Annotated in this window: 12 protein-coding genes; 7 read left to right on the top strand and 5 right to left on the bottom strand. The window is 70.9% G+C overall.

The window, feature by feature from the left end:
- Positions 1-2: 2 nt before the first annotated feature.
- Positions 3-302, bottom strand: a complete 300-nt coding sequence (locus tag OHS33_RS16355) for a winged helix-turn-helix domain-containing protein (protein ID WP_330331140.1) — start codon at positions 300-302, stop codon at positions 3-5.
- Entirely contained in the window at positions 299-718 is a 420-nt protein-coding gene (locus OHS33_RS16350) for a hypothetical protein (protein WP_330331139.1), read from the bottom strand. The genes OHS33_RS16355 and OHS33_RS16350 overlap by 4 nt, the downstream gene beginning before the upstream one ends.
- Positions 719-925: 207 nt before the next feature.
- Between OHS33_RS16350 and OHS33_RS16345 the strand changes: the two genes are divergently transcribed.
- The 5 genes from OHS33_RS16345 to OHS33_RS16325 all read left to right on the top strand — a co-directional run bounded on the left by OHS33_RS16345 (position 926) and on the right by OHS33_RS16325 (position 3,340).
- Positions 926-1,492 carry a hypothetical protein gene (locus tag OHS33_RS16345; RefSeq protein ID WP_330335074.1) on the top strand — a complete coding sequence of 189 codons (567 nt, stop codon included), beginning with the start codon at positions 926-928 and terminating at the stop codon, positions 1,490-1,492.
- Positions 1,493-1,505: 13 nt separating this feature from the next.
- Positions 1,506-1,670, top strand: coding sequence for a hypothetical protein (locus OHS33_RS16340; RefSeq protein ID WP_330331138.1), 165 nt, complete (start codon positions 1,506-1,508; stop codon positions 1,668-1,670).
- A 131-nt stretch (positions 1,671-1,801) separates the two neighbouring features.
- Positions 1,802-2,230, top strand: a complete 429-nt coding sequence (locus OHS33_RS16335) for a BlaI/MecI/CopY family transcriptional regulator (protein WP_330331137.1) — start codon at positions 1,802-1,804, stop codon at positions 2,228-2,230.
- Positions 2,231-2,248: 18 nt separating this feature from the next.
- Positions 2,249-2,800 carry an amino-acid N-acetyltransferase gene (locus tag OHS33_RS16330; RefSeq protein ID WP_330335073.1) on the top strand — a complete coding sequence of 184 codons (552 nt, stop codon included), beginning with the start codon at positions 2,249-2,251 and terminating at the stop codon, positions 2,798-2,800.
- Between the two features lie 198 nt (positions 2,801-2,998).
- On the top strand, positions 2,999-3,340 hold the full coding sequence (locus OHS33_RS16325; RefSeq protein ID WP_330331136.1) for a histone-like nucleoid-structuring protein Lsr2: 342 nt from the start codon (positions 2,999-3,001) through the stop codon (positions 3,338-3,340).
- Here OHS33_RS16325 and OHS33_RS16320 read toward each other — a convergent pair.
- Positions 3,319-3,894, bottom strand: a complete 576-nt coding sequence (locus OHS33_RS16320; RefSeq protein WP_330331135.1) for an SCO3374 family protein — start codon at positions 3,892-3,894, stop codon at positions 3,319-3,321. The genes OHS33_RS16325 and OHS33_RS16320 overlap by 22 nt on opposite strands.
- 473 nt (positions 3,895-4,367) lie before the next feature.
- On the opposite strand from OHS33_RS16320, the gene OHS33_RS16315 reads away from it, so the two are divergent.
- Entirely contained in the window at positions 4,368-6,893 is a 2,526-nt protein-coding gene (locus tag OHS33_RS16315) for an ATP-dependent Clp protease ATP-binding subunit (RefSeq protein WP_330331134.1), read from the top strand.
- Between the two features lie 84 nt (positions 6,894-6,977).
- On the opposite strand, the gene OHS33_RS16310 is transcribed toward OHS33_RS16315, so the two are convergent.
- On the bottom strand, positions 6,978-9,992 hold the full coding sequence (locus OHS33_RS16310) for an NACHT domain-containing protein (protein WP_330331133.1): 3,015 nt from the start codon (positions 9,990-9,992) through the stop codon (positions 6,978-6,980).
- A gap of 336 nt (positions 9,993-10,328) precedes the next feature.
- On the opposite strand from OHS33_RS16310, the gene OHS33_RS16305 reads away from it, so the two are divergent.
- Positions 10,329-10,934: a M23 family metallopeptidase gene (locus tag OHS33_RS16305; RefSeq protein ID WP_330331132.1), complete on the top strand. Its 606-nt coding sequence runs from the start codon at positions 10,329-10,331 to the stop codon at positions 10,932-10,934.
- Positions 10,935-10,944: 10 nt separating this feature from the next.
- Here the strand turns inward: OHS33_RS16305 and OHS33_RS16300 are convergent, their stop codons facing one another.
- Positions 10,945-12,135 (bottom strand): LamG-like jellyroll fold domain-containing protein, encoded by a 1,191-nt coding sequence (locus OHS33_RS16300; protein ID WP_330331131.1) that lies wholly within the window; start codon positions 12,133-12,135, stop codon positions 10,945-10,947.
- Between the last annotated feature and the right edge of the window lie 102 nt (positions 12,136-12,237).

The following is a 12,237-nucleotide window of genomic DNA, read 5'->3' as shown; positions in this document are numbered from 1 at the left end:
CCTCAGCCCGCCGCGATCGCGCGCAGGGCGCCCAGGTGGCGGGCGTAGACCGTACGGCCCTCCGCGGTCAGGGAGAGCCAGGTGCGCGGGCGGCGGGCCACCCGCCCCTTGACCACCGCGACCCAGCCCGCCTCCTCCAGCGCCGAGACCTGCTTCGAGAGCACCGAGTCGCTGACCTCGACCAGATCGCGGACGAAGGCGAACTCGGCCTTGTCCACCGGCGCCAGCGCCGCCACCACCGACAGCCGGACGGGCGCGTTGAGCAGCGGGGCCAGCTCGTGCCGCGGATGACTGCCGGTCAAGAGGGCCTCCGCAGTTCGAGCACGGCGCCGGTGGCGAGCGGCAGCGCGCAGGCCACCGCGGCCACCGCCGCGAAGCCGGGGGTGGCGCCGAAGGCGGCCACGCCCAGCGACACGGCCAGCGTGAAGAGCACCGCCCAGGTCCCGATGATCACCCCGTGCCGCAGCCCGAACCCGCGCCGCACCACCTTCTGATGGGTGGCGTACACGCTCAGCCCGGTCACCAGCAGCGCGTTGGCCAGCCCGAAGACCACGGCCGAGGTGACGCCCTGCCACAGCACCGTCATCGGGACGAGCACCAGCTGCCCGGCGGCGAAGATCCACAGGTAGCGCGCGTACCAGCCGCTCTCCTCGCGGGCAGCCGCCTCGACCTCCGCGGCCCGGCCCAACCGGCGTCTGGCGTCGGCCGATTCGCGCATGGTTCCCCCTGGTGCTCGCCGCCGGACCGCTCGGAGTCGTCCGGACGCTTTCCAGAATGGCGTGCACTTTCCACTCTGGCAAGTAAGCGGACGCGCGGAGGGCCGGTCAGGGGCCTTCCGCCGCGCCGGAAAAGGAATTTCGGGGAATTTTGTCCGATTAGCGCGTATCTTCGGCCCATGCCCACGCCCTACGGACCCCGCGGCGGCATGGCGTTCAGTGCTGCCGAGCTGCACGTGCTCCGGCGCTCGCTCGCCCACGCCCTCCAATCCTCCACGGCCCCCCTGACGGCCGCCGACGTCCAGGACTGCCTGCGCCTGGCGCAGTCCGTGGACGAGGCGGTCTCGGAGGCGGGGAGACTCAGAGACTTCCTCGCCGCGGACCTCTCCCGGTACCGGGAGGCGCTGCCCGGCTCCCTCCCCGGCTATCTGGAACTGCTCCGGGACGCCCTGGCCGCCGGGTACGAGCCGGTGCCCGACGACCTGGCCGCCCTGCGCGCCCTGCGCGGCAACCCGGCCGCCGCGGCCCTCCTGGAGCGCGCCTCCCGGGTCGCCGAGCGGTCCGTACGCCGCCGCCTGGCCGCCCCGCGGACCCGGCTGCGCGCCCTGGCCGGGGGCAAGGAGGAAGAACCCCCGGCCCGCCCGTCCCCGCCGGAGCACCCCGGCGAACACGACGGGACCGGCGGCGCGGAACGCCCCGTACCCAAGCCCAGCGAGGTCTTCCCGCCGCGCCGCGCCCCCGTCCCGCCCCCGGCGTCCCGGCGTGCGGTGAGCTAGCTAGGGTGGGGGCATGGACTACGTTTCCGCGCTCGTGCCCCCCTTCGTGATGGCCGTGCTGTTCATCCTGCTCGTCCGGACGATCGTCAAGAGCCAGGGCGGCGCCAACAAGGCCAAGGAAGACGCCGCGATCGACGCGGTGCTCGCCCGGGCCGACGCCGCCCGCCAGCAGAGCTGACACCGGCTGACACCACGAAATCGGGCGTACGGCGCGAGGCCGTACGCCTAATTTTGTCGCGCGGCCGATTTTGTCGCGCGCCCCGGCCCGATCGCCAGGCAATTGCGGACATCCCGCACTATCGTGCTGATGTGCCTCGCCCCCTGGGAGATCTCGAAGACGCCGTCATGACGCGGGTGTGGCAGTGGAACCGCCCGGTCACTGTCCGGGAAGTGCTGGAGGACCTCCAGCAGGAACGGTCCATCGCTTACACGACGGTCATGACCGTCATGGACAATCTCCACCAGAAGGGCTGGGTCCGCCGCGAGGCCGAAGGCCGTGCCTACCGGTACACGGCGGTCTCCACCCGCGCCGCCTACTCGGCCGCGCTGATGAACGAGGCCTGGTCCACCAGTGACAATCCCGCCGCCGCCCTGGTCGCCTTCTTCGGGATGATGTCGTCCGAACAGCGCGAGGCCCTGCGGGCCGCCGTCCAGATCGTCCAGGGCGACGACCCGCCCCCCGCCGCGGAAGCCGACGCCGCCGATACCGATGAGCCGCCCTCCGACCCGGGGCGATAGCGTCCGGGCATGGAAGGCATGGAAGACGATTCGCGTCGGGACCAGGTCCAGGACGCCGCAAATGCAAAAGCAGTGACGATCCGCCGTGCCCGCACCGGCGACGTTCCCGCACTGCGCCGCCTGCTGGACCAGTACGTACAGCAGCGGATCCTGCTCGACAAAGCCCCCGTGACCCTTTACGAGGACATCCAGGAGTTCTGGGTCGCGGAACGCGGAGCCGACGGGCGCGTAGTGGGCTGCGGCGCTCTTCACGTCATGTGGGAAGACCTGGCGGAAGTCCGCACTCTCGCCGTCGACCGTGATCTCAAGGGCGGCGGTGTCGGCCATCAGGTGCTCGACAAGTTGTTGCACACGGCCCGCGCACTCGGTGTCCACCGGGTTTTCTGCCTGACCTTCGAAGTGGACTTCTTCGCCAAGCACGGCTTCGTCGAGATCGGCGAGACCCCGGTGGACACGGATGTCTACACCGAGCTGCTGCGTTCCTATGACGAGGGCGTCGCAGAGTTCCTGGGTCTCGAACGAGTGAAGCCGAACACCTTGGGCAACAGCCGGATGCTTCTGCACCTCTGATCGGATCCGATCCACGAACCGATCCGAACCGATCGATCGGAGCGGCTTTTACGGTCCTCCGCCCGCCTGTGGCCTATGTCCGAATCGCGCACGTTTCCCGTGCTGTTGAGTCCCTGAACCTCGACCCGGGGGTTTGTGTTTTCCAGGGAAAAGCGGTTTCCTTTCCGCGTACTGCATTTTCGATGAAAGGAAATCCCGGTGGCACAGAAGGTTCAGGTCCTTCTTGTCGACGACCTCGACGGCGGCGAGGCGGACGAGACCGTGACGTTCGCTCTGGACGGCAAGACCTTTGAGATCGACCTCACCACCGCCAACGCTGAAAAGCTCCGCGGTCTGCTCGAGCCCTACCTCAAGGGCGGGCGCCGCACCGGTGGCCGCGCCGCCGCGGCGGGGCGCGCCAAGGGCCGTACGGCCGCTACGGCCGGTAACCCCGACACCGCCGAGATCCGCGCCTGGGCGAAGGCCAAGGGGCTCAGCGTGAACGACCGCGGGCGCGTCCCGTCCGAGATCCGCGAGGCCTACGAGAACGCCAAGGGCTGATCCGGCGCGCCTCGCAGGGGCACGCCGGAGCCGTAAGGCCGCCTGAGGCGCGCACGGTGGCATTCCGTCGCCGCCGCGCCGACCAGGCGGACGAGATCGGGCCTCGCGCCCTGCCCCGGAGCGGGCAGGGCCGGCAGCAGTACGTCACACCCCAGCTCGGGGGGCCGCAGCCACACGGCGGCCCCCCGAGGACTTTCCCCGGCACCGCCGGGGGGAGCCGGAGCAGTCATCCGGCCACCCGCACCCAGGGCGGTCAGATCCAGGGCCACCCCGCCCCACTCCAGCCAGTCGAGCAGACCGTCCAGCTCGTCCGCGCTGCCCGCGGCCACCAGGAACCGCATCCTGCGCCCCATGAGAGCCACCGGACCCGTGGCCAGGGGCCTGCGCAACAGCTCCGCCCCGGCGTCCGAGGGCATCTCCAGTACGTCGAAACGCGTGCCGGTGACCAGCTGTGCGGGCGGCCCGCCCGCGACCGCCCAGCCGAGCACCCGCTCGTACCAGAGGGCGTGCGCCTCTTCGGGCGCGACGCGGGGCAGCGGGACGGTGAGGGTCATGCCCGGAGCAACTCCCGAAACGCCCTGGAGTTACGGCCGCCGTCACGCACCGCACGCGGATCAATGCGGAACGTAAACATCCGTAAGTCCGACCTCCCGAATTCGTGACGGAAGTCTGTTCGCCCTTAGCGGAGGCGGTGGGTGGTCCACGCATGGAGTGTCAGTCCCAACGGGTAAGACATCCCTAGTGGAGCGGGGCGGGATAGGGGTGACACCCCGATCTGAGCGGTCTCCGTTCGCCATCGGCGTACACCTGTGACGGGTATCTGCCTGGCCTGCGGGAACATCGTCTCGCACCATCGGGTTGGAGCAGTTGTCGGCTGTGTATGGCGGAGATTCCCCACCGAGTGGGGTGAGCCGCGGACGGATGTCGGCAGTTGGAATGAGCTGTCCCGCCCCGCGGGACTAGCATGCGGAAGGACAGGGCGGGGACCGACCCCGAACTGCCCGACCGCTCTGAGGAGCGATAAACGATGTTCGAGAGGTTCACCGACCGCGCGCGGCGGGTTGTCGTCCTGGCTCAGGAAGAAGCCCGGATGCTCAACCACAACTACATCGGCACTGAGCACATCCTCCTGGGCTTGATCCACGAGGGTGAGGGTGTCGCCGCTAAGGCCCTGGAGAGCCTCGGGATTTCGCTCGAGGCTGTTCGTCAGCAGGTCGAGGAGATCATCGGGCAGGGCCAGCAGGCCCCGTCCGGACACATCCCCTTCACCCCGCGGGCGAAGAAGGTCCTGGAGCTTTCGCTCCGAGAGGCCCTCCAGCTCGGCCACAACTACATCGGCACCGAGCACATCCTGCTCGGCCTGATCCGCGAGGGCGAGGGCGTCGCCGCCCAGGTCCTGGTGAAGCTGGGCGCCGATCTGAACAGGGTCCGGCAGCAGGTCATCCAGCTGCTCTCCGGTTACTCCGGGGGCGGCAAGGAAGCGGCCACGGCCGGCGGCCCGGCCGAGGGCAGCCCCTCGACCTCGCTGGTCCTCGACCAGTTCGGCCGCAATCTCACCCAGGCGGCCCGCGAATCCAAGCTCGACCCGGTCATCGGGCGCGAGAAGGAGATCGAGCGGGTCATGCAGGTGCTGTCCCGCCGGACCAAGAACAACCCGGTCCTCATCGGCGAGCCCGGCGTCGGCAAGACCGCCGTCGTCGAGGGCCTGGCCCAGGCGATCGTCAAGGGCGAGGTGCCCGAGACGCTCAAGGACAAGCACCTCTACACCCTGGACCTCGGCGCGCTCGTCGCCGGTTCCCGCTACCGCGGTGACTTCGAGGAGCGCCTGAAGAAGGTCCTCAAGGAGATCCGCACCCGCGGCGACATCATCCTGTTCATCGACGAGCTGCACACGCTCGTCGGTGCGGGTGCCGCCGAGGGCGCCATCGACGCGGCTTCGATCCTGAAGCCCATGCTGGCCCGTGGTGAGCTGCAGACCATCGGTGCCACCACGCTGGACGAGTACCGCAAGCACCTTGAGAAGGACGCGGCGCTGGAGCGCCGTTTCCAGCCGATCCAGGTGGCGGAGCCTTCCCTCCCCCACACGATCGAGATCCTCAAGGGCCTGCGCGACCGCTACGAGGCCCACCACCGCGTCTCCATCACGGACGAGGCCCTCGTGCAGGCGGCCACCCTGGCCGACCGGTACATCTCGGACCGCTTCCTCCCGGACAAGGCGATCGACCTGATCGACGAGGCCGGATCCCGGATGCGCATCCGCCGGATGACCGCGCCGCCGGACCTCCGCGAATTCGACGAGAAGATCGCGAACGTCCGTCGCGACAAGGAGTCGGCCATCGACTCCCAGGACTTCGAGAAGGCGGCTTCCCTCCGTGATTCGGAGAAGCAGCTGCTGGCGGCGAAGGCCAAGCGCGAGAAGGAGTGGAAGGCCGGCGACATGGACGTCGTGGCCGAGGTCGACGGCGAGCTGATCGCCGAAGTCCTCGCGACCGCGACCGGCATTCCGGTGTTCAAGCTGACCGAGGAGGAGTCCTCGCGGCTCCTGCGCATGGAGGACGAGCTCCACCGTCGCGTCATCGGCCAGAAGGACGCCATCAAGGCCCTTTCGCAGGCGATCCGACGGACCCGTGCGGGTCTGAAGGACCCGAAGCGTCCCGGTGGCTCGTTCATCTTCGCCGGTCCGTCCGGTGTCGGTAAGACCGAGCTGTCCAAGACGCTCGCCGAATTCCTCTTCGGTGACGAGGACGCGCTGATCTCCCTCGACATGTCGGAGTTCAGCGAGAAGCACACGGTTTCCCGCCTCTTCGGTTCGCCCCCCGGCTACGTGGGCTACGAAGAGGGCGGCCAGCTGACCGAGAAGGTCCGCCGGAAGCCGTTCTCCGTCGTCCTCTTCGACGAGGTCGAGAAGGCCCACCCGGATATCTTCAATTCCCTTCTCCAGATCCTGGAGGACGGTCGCCTGACCGACTCCCAGGGCCGGGTCGTGGACTTCAAGAACACGGTCATCATCATGACGACCAACCTGGGTACGCGGGACATCTCGAAGGGCTTCAACCTGGGCTTCGCGGCCCAGGGCGACACCAAGACCGGATACGACCGGATGAAGGCGAAGGTCAACGAAGAGCTCAAGCAGCACTTCCGGCCCGAGTTCCTCAACCGTGTCGACGACACGGTCGTCTTCCACCAGCTCACGCAGGAAGACATCATCCAGATCGTCGACCTGATGATCGCCAAGGTCGACGAGCGCCTCAAGGACCGCGACATGGGCATCGAGCTCAGCGGTGACGCGAAGCAGCTCCTCGCCAAGCGCGGCTACGACCCGATCATGGGTGCGCGTCCGCTGCGCCGCACGATCCAGCGCGAGATCGAGGACATGCTCTCGGAGAAGATCCTCTTCGGTGAGCTGCGCGCCGGTCACATCGTGGTCGTCGGCGTGGAGGGTGAGGGCGAAACCGCCAAGTTCACCTTCCGCGGCGAGGAGAAGTCCACGCTGCCGGACGTTCCCCCGATCGAGGCCACGGGTTCCGGCCCGGACCTGAGCAAGGGTGCGTAAGCGCTCTCGCTGAGTGAGCGGTACGAAGGGGCGGGCCCGGGACCGAAAGGTTCCGGGCCCGCCCCTTTTCCCGTGGGGGCGGCGTCAGAGGAGGCCGGGGAAGACGCGGGCGAGCAGCTCGGTGTTCACCGGCCCCTCGCCGCCGGTGATCCGCACATGGCGCACCGAGGGCAGGCGCAAGTCCTCGGGCGCCAGCTCCAGCACGCCCGGCGGTACGGCCAGATCGATCAGACGCCGCAGGTGGGCGATCTCCGTCCAGGTGCCGGGCCCGACCCAGCCGGGTCCCAGCCACAGCGTGACCAGGCCCGGGTGGCGCGCCAGCCCGATCAGCCTGGCTGCTCCCCGCGGGGCCGCCAGCCCGCGCAGGTCGAGCATCCGCAGGGTCGCCCGCGGCGAGATCCGCTCGACGGACCAGTCGTCGCACACCCCGCTCAGGGCCAATGTGTCCAGGTCGTGCAGGCCCTCCAGCACGGCTCCTGCCGTGGCCTCCTCGAGGACCTCCAGGTGGAGGTCGTTCAGGGGCAGGCCCGCGAGCCCGCCCACATCGCGCAGGCGCGGGCAACCGGACACGTACAGGCGGCGCAGCGACTCGTGGCCGCGCAGGACGTCGAGATCGGTCAGCCGGTCGTTCCTGTGGACGCGCAGCTCTTCGACCCGGACGCGCCGCAGATAGGCCGCCAGGGCTTCCCCGGTCAGGTCGCCGACCGTCTGCAGGTGCGGCGTCGGCGCGTACCGGCCGAGCGCGTCCAGCTCCACCGCCGAGCTGACCAACGGGCGCGACCAGTTCCTGTCGAGCCGGGGGAGCACCTCCCGGGCGTAGGCCCGCGGCTCGAAGTTGTGCCACAGCGTGGTCAGCTCCCGCTGGATCCGGGGCGAGGGGTGCCCGGCGTACCGGGCCAGGAACGGGATCGCCGGGTCGGACCGGGTGGCCCCGGCCGCGATCACCGAGTGAAGGGCCACGGAGTCGTACGGCGCCGCTTCCGGGCCCGGCAGCAGGTCGAGCACGAGGGGCCCGACCTGGCCCAGAGCCCGGGCCGCGTCCACGCTCCGGGGCGGGATCAGCTCCGTGGCGGCCGCCGTGACGCGCTCTCGCAGCTCCGGGTCCAGTTCGGCCGCGTGATCCAGCGCGCCGAAGGCCAGCAGCACCGCGCGCTCCGAGCGGCGGCCATCCAGAAGGCCCCGGATGATCTCCGCGCGCTCGCGGGGCCGGGCCTGGGCGACGGCCATGCGGATCACGTCCTCCCACTGGTCGTCCTCGGCGTGGCCGGCCAGTTCCCCGAGACCGCCCTCGTCCAGGGCGGCCCGCGCGCCCAGGAAGTCCTGGAAGGTGCGGTGCACGAACTCCACGCTGTCCGCCGAGGGCGCCCGCAGCAGGCCCGTGCGCTCCAGGAAGTGCCGCAGCACCGCCCTCGGGTCCCCCAGGGCCTCCGCCACCCCCGGTACGGACGGCAGCGCGTCCGCGATGAGGGCCTCGGCCCGGTCCCGGTCCAGTTCGGTGCGGCCGTTGCGGATCAGCCAGTACGCGAGCCGCTGGAGCAGTTGGAGCTGCGGTTCCTCGCCCAGTTCCGGCAGGCGCAGCTGCCGCTCCCGGTCGCGCCGGTGCAGCAGCATCGACAGGGCGGCCGTGTACAGCTCCTTGCGGCCGGAGGGCAGGAATCCGCGCCGCTCCCGGTGCAGGGCGCAGATCAGCCCGCACAGCAGCGGGTTGGTCGCCAGCCGCGCCAGGTCGCGCTTGGTGCGTACGGACTCCAGGAGCTGCCCCCGGTAGCCCTCCAGGGCGGCGTCGGCCTCCGCGTGCTCCGGATCCCCGCTCGCGGCGGCCGTGTGCCAGCGCCGGACGAACTCGGCGACGTTCTGCGGGGACATCGGGGCCAGGGCCAGCTCCGTGAATTCCGCTTCGGCCAGCCAGTCCTCCCGGACGGCGGACGGCCGGGAGGTCACCAGCCAGCGGTTGCCCGGGTAGGTGTCGATGAGGTCGGTGAGCCAGTCGCGGGCCCCGGCCCGTTCCGCTTCTGGGATCTCGTCGATCCCGTCGACCAGCACCAGGGCGCGCCCGGCGTCGAGCACCCGCCTCTCCCAGCCCCGCGGCTGCTCCCCGGCCAGTGGGGAGTTGGCAGCGGCCAGGAAGCCCCGGGGCGCGGGCAGCGCCCCGCCGTGCCGGGTCAGGGTGCGCAGGGGCAGGACGTAGGGGATCAGGCCGTGCAGGGGGCCGTCGGCGGGGCCGGTGGCGGCGGTGACGGTCAGCCATTGGATCAGGGTGGTCTTGCCGGATCCGGCCTCGCCGCGCAGCAGCACCCGATGGCCGCGATTCCCCGGAGTCGGGCCCGTGAAGATGCGTGCGTGAGTGCTGTCGGCCCAGAAGAAGTACGGGCCGCGCCCCGCGTCGCCGCTCCCGCGCCCGCTGACCTCCAGGCTCATGTAGGCGGTGTCCAGGGGCCATTTCGTGGTGCCGGGCGCGAGGTCGATCCCGTAGATGGTCAGGGTGCCGTGCTTGCGGGCGACCTGGGCGAGGTAGCGGGTCTCGAAGTCGGCGTCGTCGGCCAGGCGGGGGCGGGGGAGCCGGGCGAGCAGTTCGTCGGTCTTGTCGATCAGCTCGCCAAGGTCGCGGGACTGGGCGACCAGGGTGGCGGCGACGAAGGTGGAGCGCTGGGTGAAGAAGTTGACGATGTGCAGGCACAGGACGCCCAGCAGGCGCTCGTAGAAGAGTTCGGCGTCGGCGGAGAGCCCCAGGTAGGGGGCCTGGGCGCGGAGCGCGGCGGCGAATGCTTCCGGGCCGAGCCGGACCGCCTCCAGGTCCGTCAGGGTCACCTCGCCGAGCCCGTCCAGGGTCGCGGCCAGTGCGGCGGCCACCCCGGTCTCCTCGCCGGGCGGCAGCGGGCGCTCGCCGGGGGCCCGTAACGCCTCCTCGACGATCCGCTCGGCGAGCTTCAGTACGTCCGCCGGGCCGAGCGCCCGTTTCTCCTTGAGGGAGACGTACGCCGAGACGCGTACGGGCCGGTCCACCAGGCCCGCCCCGGCCCCCTCCGTACGGAACAGCTTCTTCAGCAGCGGCGTCACCACGCCCGACGCCAGCCGTATCCCCGCCACCGATGCGTCCACGAGGCGAGAGCGTAGCTCCGGTTGCCCGCCATTGGTCCCGGAATGCGCGGACAGAGGTCCTGAACCGGTGACAAGCGGCACAGGGCAAATCGGACGTACTACGTCGATTCGTAGACCGGAGGGGTCCTTGGAGGGGGTCCCCGCCCCAGGAAGGAGCCGGTCAACAGGCCCGGGACCCCTCCCGGCCGCTACGAGGCGCGGTAGTAATCGGGAGGTTTGGGAAGTCCGCGGGGCGCGGGTTACCAAGGTTCCCGCAGCCCGGCACACCGCTCAGCGTGCCGGGTCGTCACATGCCCCACCAGCTCCTGTTCCACCCGTCCCCGGAGGTCCAGTCCCATGTCGAAGAAGAGCGCCGGTACCCGCCGCATCCGCACCGCCGTCCTCGCCGCCGGGCTCGGGGCGGCCATGGTGTGCGGCGCGGGCGCCGCCTTCGCCGACGAGGCGCCGACCACCCTGACGGACACCGCCGGCCTGATCGAGGCGCAGGCGACCGCGCAGGCCGCCGTCGCCGCGGGCAAGGCGACCGGCTGGGAGGCTCCCGTGACCTCCTACACGCTGTCCGCGACCTTCGGCAAGGGCGGCAGCCTGTGGTCGCACAAGCACTCCGGCCAGGACTTCGCGGTGCCGCTCGGCACCAAGGTGCACGCCGTGCACGCGGGTGTCGTCGTCAAGGCGGGCCCGAACGGCGCCGGTGACGGCCCCGCCTACGGCAACGCCATCGTGATCAAGCACGCGGACAAGACCTACTCGCAGTACGCCCACCTGTCGAAGATCCAGGTGAAGGTCGGCCAGTCGGTCTCCGAGGACCAGCTGATCGGGCTGTCCGGCAACACCGGGAACTCCACGGGCCCGCACCTGCACTTCGAGATCCGCACCACCCCGAACTACGGCTCCGCGATCGACCCGGTGTCCTTCCTGCGCCTGGCGGGCGTCACCCTCTAGCGGTGGCGCCTCAGCTGATCAGCCACGAGTGGGTCGGCTTGACCTCGCTCTTGCCGCCCTTGACGGCTCCCACCTGCGCGGCCGTCAGCGCGCTGTCCCACACGCGGACGTTGTCCATCGCCCCGGCCCACTGGCCGGCCCAGATGGAGTGCTGGCGGGCCCGGCCCAGCTGGATCGGGCCCGGGGCGGCCCAGATCCCGCCCGCCACCGGCACCTCGCCCGCCTGCTTGCCGTCGACGTACAGCTTGATCGTCTTTGCGGTGGCGTCGTAGGTGCCGGTCAGCATCGCCCACGCGCTCGCGGTCTTCAGCCCGTCGGAGGCGACCTGCGAGGTGGTGGCCTCGGCGCCGTCGGTGCCGCTCTGGACGCGGAAGACCCACGCGTTCTTGCCGTTCACGGAGTCGTGGCCCAGCTCGAAGGAGTACGAGACCCCGTCGCCCTGGCTCACCGCGATCCGCGTCCCGCTCTTGGCCGAGGTGTAGACGCGCGCCGAGACGCTGAAGCTCTTGGTGGTGTCCACGGCCTGCCCGGCGCCCTGGGCGTAGGAGTCCGCGTTGTCCTTGAACCGGATCTCGCCGCGCTTGGTGCCCGCGCCCTGCTCGGCCTGCGGGCCGAGCGCGATGTTCGTGGAGCCGGTCCGGTCGCGCAGCAGGTTCGCCTGGCCCGGCACCGTGTGCGGATCGTCCCAGGCGGGCTCGCTGGAGGAGGGCGACGGGCTCTGCGAGCCCTCGGCCACCGGCCCCGGCTTGGGGTCGTCGCCGCCGGAGCCGGTCATGAACCAGAGGGTGGTCGCGGCGGCCACCGCGCAGGCCGCGACCGCGACGCCTATGACGATCAGGCGGCGCTTGGTGCGGCGGCCCGCGTCGGAGCGTTCCGCCATCGCCTGCCAGTCGGGCTGGGGCGCGGGGGTGAAGGCCGGCCCGGGCAGCGGCTCGGGCTCCTGCTGGAAGGGCGGCTCAGGCTGGCCGTACGGATCCGGCTGGCCGTACGGCTCCTGCTGGTACGGGTTCGGCTGCCCGGGCTGCGGGAAGCCGTATCCGCCCGCCGCGGGTGCCTGCGGATAGCCGTAGCCGCCCGCGGCGCCCGGCGCGCCCGCCCCGGGAGCCGACGGATATCCGTAGCCACCGCTCCCCGTCCCGCTGCCGCTTGCGTTCGCGGGGCCGGGCTGGGGGCTGTTCGGGCGATCCGTACCGTCAGTCATGGCACGGATGTTAAAACATCGCGGCCGCTGCCAGACAGGCCGGACGCCATGAGAACGCCCGGGGGACGGCCAGGGGACTGCCCACGGACGCCGGACGAACGG

The organism is Streptomyces sp. NBC_00536 (genome assembly GCF_036346295.1).
Taxonomy (GTDB): Bacteria; Actinomycetota; Actinomycetes; order Streptomycetales; family Streptomycetaceae; genus Streptomyces.
The sequence above is the reverse complement of the archived record's forward strand: the minus strand, read 5'-3'. Positions and strand labels throughout refer to the sequence as shown.